General features: G+C 69.8%; 12 protein-coding genes and 1 pseudogene. 8 read left to right on the top strand and 5 right to left on the bottom strand.

Going from position 1 to position 14875, the window contains the following annotated elements; genetic code table 11:
- Positions 1 to 194 precede the first annotated feature (194 nt).
- Positions 195 to 863, top strand: a complete 669-nt coding sequence (locus Q8W67_RS21875; protein WP_305549877.1) for a bifunctional 2-polyprenyl-6-hydroxyphenol methylase/3-demethylubiquinol 3-O-methyltransferase UbiG — start codon at positions 195 to 197, stop codon at positions 861 to 863.
- Between the two features lie 129 nt (positions 864 to 992).
- Here Q8W67_RS21875 and kdsA read toward each other — a convergent pair whose 3' ends face one another.
- Both kdsA and Q8W67_RS21885 read right to left on the bottom strand, forming a co-directional pair.
- Entirely contained in the window at positions 993 to 1847 is an 855-nt protein-coding gene (kdsA, locus tag Q8W67_RS21880) for a 3-deoxy-8-phosphooctulonate synthase (protein WP_305549879.1), read from the bottom strand.
- A 10-nt stretch (positions 1848 to 1857) separates the two neighbouring features.
- Positions 1858 to 2346, bottom strand: coding sequence for a hypothetical protein (locus Q8W67_RS21885; RefSeq protein WP_305549880.1), 489 nt, complete (start codon positions 2344 to 2346; stop codon positions 1858 to 1860).
- A gap of 204 nt (positions 2347 to 2550) precedes the next feature.
- On the opposite strand from Q8W67_RS21885, the gene Q8W67_RS21890 reads away from it, so the two are divergent.
- Positions 2551 to 3561, top strand: a complete 1011-nt coding sequence (locus Q8W67_RS21890) for an alpha/beta fold hydrolase (RefSeq protein WP_305549881.1) — start codon at positions 2551 to 2553, stop codon at positions 3559 to 3561.
- A gap of 356 nt (positions 3562 to 3917) precedes the next feature.
- Here the strand turns inward: Q8W67_RS21890 and Q8W67_RS21895 are convergent, their stop codons facing one another.
- Positions 3918 to 5093: an amidinotransferase gene (locus Q8W67_RS21895; RefSeq protein ID WP_305549882.1), complete on the bottom strand. Its 1176-nt coding sequence runs from the start codon at positions 5091 to 5093 to the stop codon at positions 3918 to 3920.
- Positions 5094 to 5302: 209 nt separating this feature from the next.
- On the opposite strand from Q8W67_RS21895, the gene Q8W67_RS21900 reads away from it, so the two are divergent.
- From Q8W67_RS21900 to hpnK, 5 genes are all read left to right on the top strand, one after another.
- Positions 5303 to 6415 carry a flippase-like domain-containing protein gene (locus tag Q8W67_RS21900; protein WP_305549883.1) on the top strand — a complete coding sequence of 371 codons (1113 nt, stop codon included), beginning with the start codon at positions 5303 to 5305 and terminating at the stop codon, positions 6413 to 6415.
- Positions 6406 to 7020: a phospholipid-binding protein MlaC gene (locus Q8W67_RS21905; RefSeq protein ID WP_305549884.1), complete on the top strand. Its 615-nt coding sequence runs from the start codon at positions 6406 to 6408 to the stop codon at positions 7018 to 7020. The genes Q8W67_RS21900 and Q8W67_RS21905 overlap by 10 nt, the downstream gene beginning before the upstream one ends.
- 87 nt (positions 7021 to 7107) lie before the next feature.
- Positions 7108 to 8316, top strand: a complete 1209-nt coding sequence (gene hpnI, locus Q8W67_RS21910) for a bacteriohopanetetrol glucosamine biosynthesis glycosyltransferase HpnI (protein WP_305549885.1) — start codon at positions 7108 to 7110, stop codon at positions 8314 to 8316.
- A 57-nt stretch (positions 8317 to 8373) separates the two neighbouring features.
- Positions 8374 to 9807: a hopanoid biosynthesis associated radical SAM protein HpnJ gene (gene hpnJ / locus Q8W67_RS21915; protein ID WP_305549886.1), complete on the top strand. Its 1434-nt coding sequence runs from the start codon at positions 8374 to 8376 to the stop codon at positions 9805 to 9807.
- 125 nt (positions 9808 to 9932) lie between these two features.
- Complete coding sequence (gene hpnK, locus Q8W67_RS21920) at positions 9933 to 10775, top strand: hopanoid biosynthesis-associated protein HpnK (RefSeq protein WP_305549888.1); 843 nt, start codon at positions 9933 to 9935, stop codon at positions 10773 to 10775.
- Here hpnK and Q8W67_RS21925 read toward each other — a convergent pair.
- A pseudogene (locus tag Q8W67_RS21925) lies at positions 10772 to 10960 on the bottom strand (hypothetical protein); the annotation flags it as partial. The gene hpnK and the pseudogene Q8W67_RS21925 sit on opposite strands and share 4 nt — an antisense overlap.
- Before the next feature lie 91 nt (positions 10961 to 11051).
- Here Q8W67_RS21925 and Q8W67_RS21930 point away from each other — a divergent pair.
- Positions 11052 to 11927, top strand: coding sequence for a helix-turn-helix domain-containing GNAT family N-acetyltransferase (locus Q8W67_RS21930; protein WP_305549889.1), 876 nt, complete (start codon positions 11052 to 11054; stop codon positions 11925 to 11927).
- Between the two features lie 18 nt (positions 11928 to 11945).
- Here the strand turns inward: Q8W67_RS21930 and Q8W67_RS21935 are convergent, their stop codons facing one another.
- Entirely contained in the window at positions 11946 to 14612 is a 2667-nt protein-coding gene (locus Q8W67_RS21935; RefSeq protein WP_305549890.1) for an MMPL family transporter, read from the bottom strand.
- Between the last annotated feature and the right edge of the window lie 263 nt (positions 14613 to 14875).

The raw sequence follows: 14875 nt of genomic DNA on the forward strand, positions 1-14875 counted from the left end.
GTCTTGCGAATATTTTCCGGATTGATCGACGGCGGGAGGCCCGCGTCCCTGGGTGATCTGTCGACCCCGTCCCAGTCTATCGCCGCCTTGGGCGGCAACCGCGGGAATGACGTCTATCCCGGCGTCCCGTTCCAGGCGAAGAACGCTGACGTGCTTGGCCGCACCGATGCGGCGTCGATCCGGAGAGCCGATTGATGGATGCCCTGACGCTGATCCGCGACACCTTCGCGCCGCTCCCGGGCAAGCGCATCCTCGACATCGGATGCGGGCCCGGGACCCTCGCCAAGAGGCTGGCCGAGGACGGCGCCGCAGTGACCGGCGTCGATCCTGGGGAAGCGGCCCTGGCAAAGGCCCGGGCCGCCATGCCCGGGGCACGGTTCGAGATCGCCTCGGGCGAGGCCCTGCCCTTCCCCGATGCGAGCTTCGACGGCGCCGTGCTGCTCAATGCCCTCCACCACGTGCCCGACCCCGCTGCCGCCCTCGCCGAGGCTGCCCGGATTCTCGTGCCGGGCGGCGTCCTCGTGGTGGTCGAGCCTCTGGCGTGGGGCAGCTTCTTCGATGCCCTGCAGCCGATCGAGGACGAGACCGCAGTCCGGGCCGCCGCTCAAGCGGCCATCGCGGCGGCTCTGGCCGACGGCGCCTTCGCGTGCCGGCGCGACCTGACGGTGGAGCGTCGGGAGAGCTTCGTGTCGCTCGAGGCCTTCGCGGCACGGGTCAGCGTCGTCGATCCGGCCCGCGAGGAGACGATCCGGGCCCGGCGGCCTGTCGTGGAAGCGGCTTTCCTGAGAGCAGCCGAGCGCGAGACTGACGGCCGTTACGCTCTGGTCCAGCCCTTGCGGATCCACGTCCTGGAGCCGGTCTGAAGGACCGATCCGCGGGAGGCCGGGTTTCGAAAGGACGTGGCCTCCCGCGGGTACAGGGTAGCGCCCTGCGATCCGTCGGGGCTTCGCCCTGGCGACCGGCCCGGCCCTGTGGAAACCCGGTCTTCCGATTCAGGCGAAGCGGCGTTTGGCGAGACGGTCGAAGGCGAAGAGTTCCTCCAGCAGCGCCGGCATGTCCTTCAGCGCCACCATGTTGGGGCCGTCGGAGGGAGCCCGGTCGGGATCGGGATGGGTCTCGATGAACACGCCCGCGACCCCAACGGCCACGGCGGCCCGGGCCAGCACGGCGACGTATTCCCGCTGGCCGCCGGAGCTCGCGCCCTGCCCGCCCGGCTGCTGCACGGAATGGGTCGCGTCGAACACCACCGGTGCGCCCTGCGTCACCTGCGCCATGATCGGCAGGCTGCGCATGTCGGAGACCAGGGTGTTGTAGCCGAAGGAGGCGCCGCGCTCGGTGACGATCACGTTGGGATTGCCCGCGCCCGTCACCTTCGCGGCCACGTGCGCCATGTCCCACGGTGCCAGGAACTGGCCCTTCTTGATGTTCACCGCCCGCCCGGTGGCGGCGGCGGCCAGGAGGAGGTCGGTCTGGCGGCACAGGAAGGCCGGGATCTGCAGCACGTCCACCGCCTCTGCGGCCCGGGCGCATTGCTCGGCCGCGTGCACATCGGTGAGCACCGGCAGGCTCAAGGACTCGCGGATCTCGGCGAAGACCGGCAGAGCCCCGTCGAGGCCAATGCCCCGGGCGGCGCTGCCGGAGGTGCGGTTGGCCTTGTCGAACGAGGCCTTGAACACGAGGCCGAGCCCGAGGCCCGCCGCCATCTCCTTGAGCGCCGCGGCGATCTCCAGGGCGTGGCTGCGCCCCTCCATCTGGCACGGGCCGGCGATCAGCGTCAGCGGCAGGTGGTTGGCGAAGCGCGCCCCGCCGACTTGGACGACGGGACCGGGCGTATCGATGGTCGACATGGGCGCCGGTCTACCCCGCGCGGCGGATCCGCGAAACCCCGACCCGGAGCGCCACCCGGCAGACTGTGAGGTCGTCCCGGAGCGCGTCGGCCCGGGGACCGGTCTCGCACAGCATCAGCGCCCGGCCTGTGCCGCCGCGGCGTGGGGCGCTCGCGAGCAGGCTGTCCTGGTGGAGGTTGAGCGCCAGCACCTCCGCGGCAGGCGCATCGGCTCCGGTGAGCGCTCGGGCGGCCAGCCCGACCAGGGCGAAGTAGGCGGGCGACGGCTCCCGATCGAGGGAGGCGATCGTGATCCGGGCGGGCGCGCGGCAATCGAGGCTCATCCGCTCGGCGTCCTGGGCCCGGAACACCGCGTAGGCCCCGGCCCGGCCGGCGAGCGAGGCACCCGTGAGCCGGATCACCTTGGCGGTCAGCGCGTCGCAGGCATCCGCCGCCCGGGCCGGCAGGGCGGCGAGGACGAGGGCTCCGGTGAGGACAGCCAGGACGGAGAGGCGCACCATCGGGGACTCCTGCAGGCGCAGTGCGGCGGGAACCGGCCGGACGCGCGAGATCGCTCGGGAGATAGCGCAGCCCGGCGTGGCCGCGAAGACACCCGGCTCGACTGGTGCGCCCCGGGATTGGACACGGCGGCCCGGATGCCCGATCTGGGCGGGCGGGTGGCGCGACGCCTCACACCGCCCCCAGATCAGGCTCCCAGGCAGCCCATGCTCCGATCCGTCCTCCTGTCCGCTCTCGTAGCTCTCTCGCTCCCCGGCGTCGCCCTGGCGGAACCGCTCACGCCCCCGGTCTACGGCCCGGAACTCGAAGGCTTCGCCTATCCGTTCCCGGTGGAGCGCTTCCCCGTCACAGCGCAGCGCCAGCGCCTGCAGATGGCCTATCTCGACGTCCGGCCCGACACGCCGAACGGGCGCACCGCGGTGCTGCTCCACGGCAAGAACTTCTGCGCCGCGACCTGGGAGAGCCAGATCCGCGCCCTGGCCGGGGCCGGCTATCGGGTGATCGCCCCCGACCAGATCGGCTTCTGCAAGTCGAGCAAGCCGGTCGCCTACCAGTTTACCTTCCGGCAGCTCGCCGAAAACACGCACGCGTTGCTGGAGACGCTCGGGATCGCGCGTCCGATCCTCATCGGCCATTCCACCGGCGGCATGCTGGCCGCGCACTACGCCCTGCTCTACCCGAAGGCCGTCGAGCAGCTCGTGCTGGTCAACCCGATCGGCCTGGAGGATTGGAGCGCCAAGGGCGTGCCCCCGACCTCGGTGGAGCAATGGTACCAGCGCGAGCTGAAGGTCTCTGCGGAGTCGATCCGCGCCTACGAGACCGCGACCTATTACGCCGGCCGGTGGGAGGCGCGCTACGAGCCCTGGGTGACGATGCTGGCCGGCCTCAACAGCGGCCCAGGCAAGGAGGCGGTCGCCTGGGACTCGGCCCTCCTCTACGACATGATTGTCACGGAGCCGGTGGTCTACCGGTTCCCGCAGATCGCGGTGCCGACCCTGCTGTTGATCGGCCAGAAGGACAACACGGCGATCGGCAAGGATCTCGCTCCGCCGGAAGCGCGGGTGCAGCTCGGCCGCTATCCCGAACTCGGCAGGGCGGCCGCCCGGGCGATCCCGGGCGCGAGGCTCGTCGAATTCCCGGCGCTCGGCCACGCGCCGCAGATGTCCGATCCCGAAGGATTCAACAGGGCGCTGATCGAGGGGATCGCGGGGCCGTGATCGGCCGGTCTCGTCGCAAGGCGACGCGACCAAGTAGAGAAATTACTCCGTGCAGATGCTTGGGCGTTGCACGGGCATTCGAGCGCGCGCCCTGTCATCCCAGGGCCGCGAAGCGGAGCCCGGGATCCATAACCTCCGCCAGATCAAGGTCTTGCGCCGTCCGCCGGTCTGGATCGCCGCCTCTGGCGCCCCTCCGGGGCCGGGCTCGCCTACGGCGCCCCGGAATGACCAAGCGGTTTGTCTTGCCGCCGTCGCGTCGTGAACCGGAGAAGGAAGCCGAGAAATCTCCCTGGTCCCCGAAAGACCTCTCTGGTGCGGTCTCACTCCCGCGGATGAGGAGGGAGACCGCGCAGACCCTAGAAATACGACTTCAGCACGCCGCGGCGGCGCACGTCGAGGGTGGCGCAGTGGAAGGACCCGCCGAACGGGCCGTAGCTGAGGAACGGCGCCGGGATCGGATCGAAGCCCCAATCCTTGAGCGCCTTGATCAGCGTCGGCTGGCTCTGGTCGACGACGATTTTCTTCTCGGTGATCGCCAGGACGTTGATCGAGGTCCAGGGGGAGCACATCGAGATCTTGCTCATGAAGCCCGAGACCGGATCGGGGCGCGGCGCGATCAGCACGTCCCACTTCTTGAGCACGGCGGGGAGCTTCTCGACGTCGATGTAGTCCGGGTTCACCAGCACTTTGCCGGGGGCGAGCGGCATGAAGGACGAGTCGATGTGCATCGGCTGCGGGCAGCGGCTCTCGATCTCGTGGATGCGGAAGCCCGGGCCGAGATGGCGGCGCAGCCACTCGATGCCCATCAGGTTCGTCACGTTGGACCGGGTCACGAACAGGTCGCGGCCGCAGCGCACGAAGTCGGCGGCGTCGAAGACCGGCTCGAACTCGTTGACCGTGAACTGCATGGGTTCGCCGGCCTTCAGGTTCGGCACCCGGTAATCGTAGTTGTAGAGGTCATCGATGAGCTGCGGGCGCGGGGCCGAGGTCCAGCGTGCGCCGGCACGGAAATATTCCTTGAACAGCGACCGGTAGGCGTCGCCCTCGAAATAGCGCGAGCGCCAGCACATCGGGCTCTCGATGATCTCGTCGCCGATGACGAGGTACGGGTCGCGCGGGCAGGCGACGCAGAAACCGCGGGACGACCAGCGCGGCGCCTTGTACTTGCGCGAGAAGTCCACGGTGTCGGGACGGCGGACCTTGACGCCCTCGCCGGCCAGGATGGTGATGAAGTTGTCGAGCTCGGCCTGGGCGAGCTTCTTCATGAACCTCGGATACTTCCAGCCGCTGGCGAAGCGGTAGAAGGGCTGTGCCGCCCGCGGCAGGTTGAAGATCACCGTCAGGTGGTGGGTCGGGATGGTGGCGCCGTCGAGGGAGCCGACGATCACCTCCTCCAGCGGATCCCACTCGTTCCAGGCCATGACGGGCGATCGGGGAGCCGGCACGCCCGAAGCCATCCCGCCCGAGGGGGCGCGGGCATGCGTGTCGTCGGTCACGGCCTCGGAGGCCGTGACCGGTGATTCGCGCTCCATGACGTGTGCCCCTTCTGCGACGTGCCGCGGTCTTCTGCGTAGGCGCCTCGGCCCCGCACCGCTTTGGCCCTCGGTGTGTCAAACGGGTGATAGACACCGCTAATCCGTGCTGCAACGTGACAGCAACGTTCCCGGTCGGACGGACCTATTTCTGCCGCGACCGTGACCGATTTCCCGCATCAAGCGACTCGCGAGCTTGAAAGACGATAATGAAGCGCCTGACGACCTTGGCCTCGATCGCCGGTCTCTGCACGGTTGTCGGCCTGTTCATGTCCTCCGGGCTTGAGGATGTGTCGGCCGCCGTCGTGAGTGCCGGCTGGGGCGCCGCTCTGGTGGTGGTGGCCCGCATCGCGGCCGTCGCCTGGGCGGGACTCGGCTGGTACGTCGTGTTCCCGTCCGGTGCGGCCAAGCTCGCCGACTGCGTCTCGCTCCGGTTCGTGCGCGAGGGGATCAACACGCTGCTGCCGGTGGCCACCGTGGGCGGCGACTTCGTCGGCGCGCGCCTGATGGCCAAGCGCGGCGTTCCGGGCGCGCTGGCGGGCGCCAGCATGTTCGTGGATCTGATGACGCAGGCGCTGACGCAGCTCCTGTTCACCATCGCCGGCCTGGGCCTCCTGGTCCTGATCGTCGGCGACGGGCCCATCGCCCGCACCGTCGCGGGCGGGCTGGCCGTGGCGGTGCCCGCCCTCGGGGCCTTCTACCTGATCCAGCGTCGGGCCGGGCACCGGATCATCCAGGGATTGCTGAGCCGCTTCGCGTCGGGCCGCGAGTGGCGGGCGTTCGGCGCCATCGACCAGCTCTACGACAGCCTGCGCCGGATGTACGGCAACCACGGCCGCTTCGCCTCGGCGGTGGGGGTCCACTTCCTGGGCTGGGTGATCGGGACGCTGGAGGTCTATGTCTGCCTGCATTTCATGGGCTACCCGGTCGACTTCGCGCAGGCCCTGGTGATCGAGAGCCTCGCCCAGGCGGTGCGCGGCGCGGCCTTCGCGGTGCCCGGTGCCCTCGGCGCCCAGGAGGGCGGCCTTATCGCCCTCTGCGGCCTGTTCGACATCCCCGCGGAGGCGGCGCTCGCCCTATCGCTGGTCAAGCGTTTCGCCGACCTCGGCGTGGGGATTCCGAGCCTCTTGCTCTGGCACCGGATCGAGGCCCGGCTCCGGCTCGAGGCGCCGGCGGACGAGGAGCAGGAGCCGGAGCCCGGCGTCGGCCGCAGCGCCAAGATGGTGCCGCAGCCCGCGACGCTCGGGCCGTTCTACAGCTACGCCCCGCCCCGCATGGGTGCGCGGCTCGGCGACGGCGAGGAGTTCAAGAAGTGCGCCTGACCCGTCGGCTCGCGGCCGCCGCCCTGCTGGCCGCCCCCCTGCTGGTCCCGGCCTCGGCCCGGGCCGCGGACGATCCCGCCGTGCAGACCGTGCGCGACCTCTACGCTGCGTTCTCCGCCGCGCTGAAGGACGGCCCGGGCTCCCTGCCCGCGCGGGTCGAGGCGGTGGGGCCGGCGATCGAGAAGGCCTTCGACTTCCCGGCCATGGCCCGCGTCGCGGTCGGCCCGAAATGGTCGAGCTTCACCCCGGAGCAGCAGGCGGCGGTCACCGACGCGTTCAAGCGCAGCCTGACCGTCACCTACGCCAATCGTCTGGCCCGGGCCGCGGGCGGCAAGTTCGACGTGACCCCGAAGGTGGAGGAGCGCGGCAGCCAGCGGGTGGTGCCGACCCGCGTCACCGCCGCCGACGGCGACGATTCGGAGGTCGATTTCGTCGTCAACGCCGAAAGCCGCATCCAGGACGTCCTGCTCAACGGCGACGTGAGCGAGATCGCCGCCCAGCGCAACGCGCTCTCCGCTCCTCTGAAGTCCGGCGGAGCCGACGGTGTCGTGAAGTTCCTCCGCCAGCGCGCCGACGGCATGCTCGCCGCCAAGCCGACGCCGTGAACTGCGCCGCCGCGGGTGCGGCCCTGAACCGGCCGCGCGCGGCCATTGCCGCCTGAGGCGGCCGGACGATCGCACGGACCCGACCGGATGGACCTCACCTCGCTGGCGCTGCACGTCGTGTCGTGGCTCTCGCTCCTCTGCCTGATCCTGGCGGCGGCGGGCTGCCTCTACGCGCTCGCGGCCGCCTATTTCGCCGGTCGCTATGCTGCGCGCCCCGTCCCGGCGCTCGCGCCTGCAGCGCCCCGGCCCTCGGTGACGGTGCTCAAGCCGCTCTGCGGCCTCGAGCCGAACCTCTACGAGAATCTCGAGACCGTGCTGCGCCAGGCCTATGCCGGCGAAGTCCAGGTGGTGTTCGGCGTCCAGAAGGCCGCCGACCCGGCCATCGGCGTGGTGGATCGGCTGAAGCAGGCCTATCCCGAGGCCCGCATCGACCTCGTGATCGACGGGCGCCAGCACGGCTCGAACCGCAAGGTCTCGAACCTGATCAACATGGCCGAGCTGATCGCCCACGACGTGGTGGTGCTGGCCGACAGCGACATGGTGGTCGGCTCCGACTACCTGGAGCGACTTGTGGCCGAGCTGTCGCAGGAGGGAGTCTCCGGCGTCACCTGCCTGTATCACGGCGTGCCGGCCTACCGGGGCCTCTACGACCAGCTCTCGACGCTCGCCATCGACACGCAGTTCCTGCCGAACGTGGTGATGGGCCTGTGCCTCGGTCTGGCCAAGCCCTGCTTCGGCTCGACGGTCGCCTTCACCCGGGCAAGTCTCGATGCGGTGGGCGGCTTCCGCAGCTTCCGCAACGACCTCGCCGACGACTACGCCATCGGAGCGGCCCTGCGCGGCCTCGGCGGCCGGATTGTGATCCCGAGCTTCACCATCGGCCATACCAGCATCGACACCGAATTCTCCGGCCTGTGGCGGCACGAGCTGCGCTGGAACCGCACCATTCGCACCGTCGATCCGGCCGGCTATGCCGGCTCCGTCGTAACCCACGCCTTCCCTCTGGCCCTGGTCGGTGCGCTGTTGCCCGGCGCCGGGACGGGCGCGCTCGCGGTGGCCGCCGTGGCGCTGGCTGGTCGGATCGTCCTCTGCCGGCAGCTGGAGCGAGCCTTCGGCCTCGCCCCGCACCCCTACGGACTGTTGCCGATCCGCGACATCCTCTCCTTCCTGAACTTCTCCTGGGCCTTCGTGTCGGGGTCGGTGACATGGAAAGGTCACGATTATCACGTGGTTGCGGACGGTACCCTGATCCCGGACGCCGACCTCGGCCGCGATGCCGGCGCACCCACCCGCTGATTCCGGCTTCCGCTCCCTCCGCCCTCCCCCCGGCATTGCCCTGAGGCCTTGAACCCCATGCGCACGCTCTTTCTCCAGGCTCCCACCTTCGACGGTTTCGACGGCGGTGCCGGCTCTCGCTACCAGGCCAAGCGCGAGATCAAGTCGTTCTGGTATCCGACCTGGCTGGCCCAGCCGGCCGCCCTGGTGCCGAACTCGAAGTTGATCGACGCGCCGCCGCACAACATCAAGCTCCCCGAGATCGTGGCCCAGGCCAAGGATTTCGACCTCGTCGTGCTTCACACCTCGGTGCCGTCGTTCAAGTCCGACGTGAAGACCATCGAGGCGCTCAAGGCCGCGAATCCGAAGCTCATCGCCGGCCTGATCGGTGCCAAGGTCGCGGTCGACGCCGCCGGCGCGATGGCCCAGGCCCCGGTGGTCGATTTCTGCGCGCGCAACGAGTTCGACTTCACCGTCAAGGAAGTCGCCGACGGCGTCCCGATGTCCCAGATCAAAGGCCTGTCCTATCGCGATGCGAACGGCGTCGTGGTCCATAACGAGGACCGCGAGATCATGACGGACATGGACCAGCTGCCCTTCGTGACCAGCGTCTACAAGCGCGACCTGGAGATGGAGAAGTATTTCATCGGCTACCTGAAGCACCCCTACATCTCGTTCTACTCAGGGAGGGGCTGCAAGAGCCGCTGCACCTTCTGCCTGTGGCCGCAGACGGTCGGCGGCCACACCTACCGCACCCGCTCGGTCGCCCACGTGATCGAGGAGATCAAGTACTGCCTGAAGGAGTTCCCCCAGACCAAGGAGTTCTTCTTCGACGACGATACGTTCACCGATAACCTCCCGCGTGCGGAAGAAATCGCCCGCGAGCTCGGCAAGCTCGGCGTGACCTGGTCGTGCAACGCCAAGGCGAACGTGCCCCGCGAGACCCTGAAGGTGCTCAAGGAGAACGGCCTGCGCCTGCTGCTGGTCGGCTACGAGTCCGGCAACCAAGCGATCCTGCACAACATCAAGAAGGGCATGCGCGTCGAGGTCGCCGAGAAGTTCACCAAGGATTGCCACGAGCTCGGCATCGCCATCCACGGGACCTTCATCCTCGGCCTGCCCGGCGAGACCAAGGAGACGATCCAGGAGACGATCGCCTTCGCCAAGCGGATCAACCCGCACACGATCCAGGTCTCGCTGGCGGCACCCTACCCGGGCACCTTCCTCTACAAGCAGGCGGTGGAGAACGGCTGGCTCGACATCGAGAACGCCGAGCTCGTCGACGAGAACGGCGTGCAGGTCGCGCCGCTGCACTACCCGCACCTGTCGCACACCGAGATCTTCACCTCGGTGGAGGAGTTCTACAAGAAGTTCTACTTCCGGGCGCCGAAGATCGCCTCGATCGTCAGCGAGATGGTGCGCTCCCCCGACATGATGAAGCGGCGCCTGCGCGAGGGCGTCGAGTTCTACCGCTTCCTCAAGGAGCGCCAGGGCACTGCCAAGGCGGCGTAAAGCAAAGGGGTCCGGGGCCTGCGGCCCCGGCGGGGAGCGCGGGGCTTAAGCCCCGCTCCTTTCCCAGGGCTCCGCCCTGGGCCTACGAGAGGGCTCGCCCTCTCGACACCCGTTACGAGGTGATCGTGAAGCGACTCGTCGTCACGGCCGATGATTTCGGGCTGAGCCTCGAAGTCAACGAGGCCGTCGAGCAGGCCCACCGCGAGGGGATCCTGGCCGCGGCGAGCCTGATGGTCGCGGCGCCCGCCGCAGCCGACGCCGTCGCCCGGGCCCGGCGGATGCCCTCCCTGCGGGTCGGCCTCCACCTCGTTTTGGTCGAGGCCTGGCCGACCCTGCCGGCCGCGCAGCTGCCGGACCTGACGGATGCCGCCGGCCTGATGCGCGCCGACATGGCCCGCCTTGGCCTCGACCTCGCCAAGAAGCCCGCGGCCCGGCGCCAGCTCGCCGCCGAGATCGCGGCGCAGTTCGAGGCCTACCGGGCGACCGGCCTGCCCCTGGATCACGTCAACGCCCACAAGCACTTCCACGTCCACCCGCTGATCGCGGGCGCCGTTCTGCGCATCGGGCGCGGCTACGGCATGCGGGCGATCCGCGTTCCCCGCGAGCCGCGGGAGATCCTCCGCCGGGCCGAACCCGGCGCGCGTCCGCGACCGGCCCTCGACATCGCCCCCTGGGCGGCGCTGCTCGCCGTGCGCGCCCGGCAGGCGGGCCTCCTGATCCCTGACCGGACCCTCGGGCTTGCCTGGTCGGGTGCCATGACATCCACCCGGGTGGCGGCGCTGCTGGCGCAGCTCCCGGACGGCCTGACCGAACTCTACACCCATCCGGCCACGGCCGGCGGCTTCCCCGGCGAGGCGCCGGGCTATCTCTACGCCGCCGAGCGCGACGCGCTGGTCGCCCCCGCCTCCCGGGCGGCCGCCGACGCGTCGGGCGCGCTCAGGGGCGGGTTCTCGGATTTCTTGCGCTAGGCCGCCCGCGGCCTCGGTTCCTCGAAGCGAGGCGCGAGAGGATGGGTGTGCAAGGCACGGTCGACCGTGACGAGGCGCCGATCCTCGACGAGGCACTGCACCAGCAGCATCCTGTCGAACGGGTCGCGTGTCGGCGGCATCGGATCGACGGCATGTGACGCCGTGATCGGCCGCATCGCGATCCCCCAGAGGCTGGCGACTCTGACCTCCCAGGATGGCGGTTGGATCCAGCCACGGCAATTGACGGCCTAAATTGCCTGACTAAAGTCAGCTATTATGATGCCCGATTCCATCGCCCGATTCCGTCGCTTCGCCCGTGCCGTCACCGCGGAGATCGGCGCCCTCGACAGCTCGTTCCTGGGCCGGGGCCGGCCCCTTGGCGCCGCCCGTGTGGTGAACGCGATCGGCGCGGGGCGAGCCGACGTGGCCGAGATTCGCGCCTATCTCGGCCTCGATTCCGGCCTGATGAGCCGCCTGCTCCGGAGCCTCGAAGAGGAAGGCTTGGTCGCCACCGAGCCGCATCCCGAGGACGCCCGTCGCCGGGTCGTGCGCCTGACAGATGCGGGACAGCGGGAGTTCCTGGCCTATGAGGATATCTCCGACGCGCGCGCCTCGACGTTGCTGGCTCGTTCGCCTCGTGCGGACGCGTTGCTGCGCGCGATGGATCTAGTCGCCCTGACGCTCGGCCGCGACCGGATCGCGATCGAGGAGGCCGACCCCCGGGGCGAGACCGCCCGCGCGTGCCTGGAGGCGTACTATGCCGAACTCGCGCGCCGGCTGGAGAGCGGGTTCGACGTCAAACGGTCTCGCGATCCGGAGGCGCGGGCGATGGTCCGGCCGCGCGGCACGTTCCTGCTCGCGGTGGCGGACGGCCTGCCGGTCGGATGTGTCGGCCTGAAGGGCAGCGGCGGCCCGATCGCCGAGGTCAAGCGGCTATGGATCGACCCCGCCGCCCGAGGCTTTGGCCTCGCCCGACGCCTGATGCAGGCCGTCGAGGCCGTCGCCCGGGACCTTTCGGTGGCAGTGCTGCGCCTCGACACCAGCAGCGCCCTGCCCGAGGCCCTGGCGCTCTACCGCACCTCGGGCTGGGTCGAGGTCGCGCGCTTCAACGACGACCCCTACCCCGACCACTTTTTCGAGAAGGCGCTCTGACCGGCCGGGGCCGGCCGCCTACTTGGCCGGCACCGGCTCCTGCAGGACGGTGGTCTTCCGCAGCGCGGCACCCGCGGCCTTCTCACCTTCCGGACGGTCCTCGTCGGGCCGCGAGGGCGGCTCGCCGAGCGTCGCCGGCACCACGAAGAAGGCGGCGATCAGCGTGAAGAACAGGGAGAGCGCGAGCAGCTTGCCCATGCTCGCCGTGCCGGGATGGCTCGACAGGACCAGCGAGCCGAAGGCACTCCCCGTGGTGAGCGCCGAGAAGAAGATCGCCCTGGTGAGGCTGGAGGCCAGCATGTCGGTCACCCCCGCCCGCCACGCGATCACGTAGTAGATGTGGAACGCGACGCCGACCGCGAGCATCAGCGGCAGCGCGATGATGTTGGCGAAGTTCAGCGGCATGCCGACGACGCGCAGGGCCATCAGGGTCCACAGGGTCGCGATCACCAGCGGGCCGAGCGTCATCGCCACGTCCCAGGGCTTGCGCAGGGCCACCGACAGGATGACGAAGATCAGCACGAAGGCCGTCACCGCCGCCTGCACGAAGGCGCCCAGGATCGTGTAGGTCGACTGCGTCGTGGCCACGGGGGCGCCGGTGGCGTGGGGCGCGACCTTCAGCACCTCGTCCGAGAAGGTGCGCAGCACCTCGTCGTCGTTGGAATCACCCTTGGGATGGACCTCGATGCGGGCGCGCCCGTCCGCCGCGACCCAATCCGCCTTGAGCTGCGGCGGCAGGTTGTCCAGCGTGATCTTCTCCGGGTGGAGCAGGTCGCGCAGGCGCGCCAGCAGCGGGACGAGATCCTTGGTCAGGGCGACCGAGGCCGCCTCGCGCTGCTGCACCGGGCCGACAGCGAGCGTGTCGAGGGTGCCGGCCAGCTGCTTGGCCGTCCGGGCTCCGGTCACATCGCCCTTGGCATCGCCCGCGACGCCGTTCAGGGCCGTGGCGGCATCCTTGAGCGCCTTGACGTTCTCGGCATCCGTCGGCGGCGGTGGCTTGCGCCCAGGATTGAGCACCGGATCGAGGAGCTGGGCCGTGTCGGCGATCGCCGCGAGCTTCTTGTCCTGGTCCCGCGGCACGAACGTGTCGATGCTGTTGACCGAGGAGGTGACCGGCAGTGCCTCCAGCGTCTTCGACAGGGCCGGCACCGCTTCGACGCTGGGGGCCAGCACGTCGATGAGGTTCGGGCTGGTCTCGGGGTTCTTGATCAGGTCCAGATAGGTGGCGATCGACTGCGTCTTCGCGCTGCGCAGGTGCATCGGGTTGGAGTCGAACGGCAGGTTCCAGAGCAGCGGTGCCCCGGCCAGGGTCACGAGGCCGACGGCGATCAGGATCGGCTTGCGGTGGCGGATGATCCACGGGTCGACGCCCACGAGCCATTCGGTCTGCACCGCCGCCTTCTCGCCCTTCGGCTTGAACACCGCGATCAGAGCGGGCAGCAGCGTCAGCGCGAACAGGAACGCCACGACCATGCCGACGCCGGCGATCAGCCCCAGCTCCGACACGCCCCGGAAGGCGGTGGGCAGGAAAGCGAAGAAGCCGGCCACCAGGGACACGGCTGCCAGCGTCAGCGACCAGCCGACCCCGCGGGCCGCGGCCCGGATCGCGCTCTGAAGGGTCGGCTGCTCGTAGCGGTCGGCCCGGTAGCGCACCGAGAACTGGATGCCGAAATCGATGCCGAGCCCGACGAACAGGGCCGCGAAGGCTACTGAGATCGGATTCAGCTCCTTGACCATGACGAGGCCGAGGGCCGCCGTGACGACCAAGCCGGCGAAGGTGGTTATCAGCACCGCACCGACCAGCTTGCCCGAACGCAGGGCCAGCCACAGGAACAGCACGATCGCGCCGACGATGATGCTGTTGTTGAGGCCGGCATCCTCCGAGAGGGTCGCGAATTCCTCGTCCGCTACCGCTACCGTGCCGGTCAGCCGCATGCGTAGGCCGTGATCCCCGTCGATCTTGAGATCCTGTGCGACGTTGCGGATCAGCTTGGTCGCCTGGTAGCCGGGCTCCAGGGCGTTGAAGTCGAGCACCGGCTGGATGATCACGAACTTCATCTTGTCGGTGACGCTGCTCTGGCCGTTGGCCAGCAGCTCCTGCCACGACATCCGCGCCGGCCGACCGGCCAGCACCTTCTGCAGGGTGGCGTCGATCTGCCCCATGGGCTTGTCGAGGTCTTCGAGCTTGGCCTCGCCGGACTTCACGCCGCGCGCGCCCAGCGACAGCACCCGCATCACGCCGCGCAGGGACGGATCGGCGGCCAGCGGCCCGAGCAGGCCCTGCTGCTGCGTCAGCTCCTCAAGCGTCTTGTCGAGCTGGGCCTGGGGCATCAGCAGCAGGCCGTTCTTGTCGAAGAACGGGCCTCCATCGGGCCTGTAGACGGTCTCGATGAGGTTCTTGTGGGCGGTGAGCGCCTTGGCGAGGCCTGCGGCCGCCTCTTCGGTCTCCTCGGGGGTCTCGCCGTTGATCACCGCCACGATGGTGTTGCCGCGCTGCGGGAACGCCTGCTCGAAATTGATCTCGTCCTGGCGCCAGGGCTCCTTCGGGTCGATCAGCCGCTCGACATCGGTGTTGATGCGGAACAGGTGCGCCGCGACTCCGAGGCTTGCGACCGTGACGAACGCCATGACGGCGATCACGATCCACCGATACCGCACCGAGAACGTGACGAGACCTTCGATCACGAGCACCCTGCCTGTTCGCCCCGACCGCGCCCCATGCGCGACCGGCTCTTCCCATTCGTCCCGGCCGGATCCGCGCTACCGGTTCCGCCAAGCCACCGACGGGACGACCCATTCGCCGTCCGCCTCGCGATCCACGCGGAGGCGCTTCGGATTCGCGGAACGACGCGCTGCCCGATCCGGCCGTGCCACGTGCGAGAGCACGTCGGCCGAGCCCGGTGCCGGAGACTGCGCAGCCGCCCGCCGCGGGCCACGCCTTGCATCGC

Origin of the sequence: Methylobacterium sp. NEAU K, assembly GCF_030700285.1 — a bacterium.
GTDB lineage: Bacteria > Pseudomonadota > Alphaproteobacteria > Rhizobiales > Beijerinckiaceae > Methylobacterium.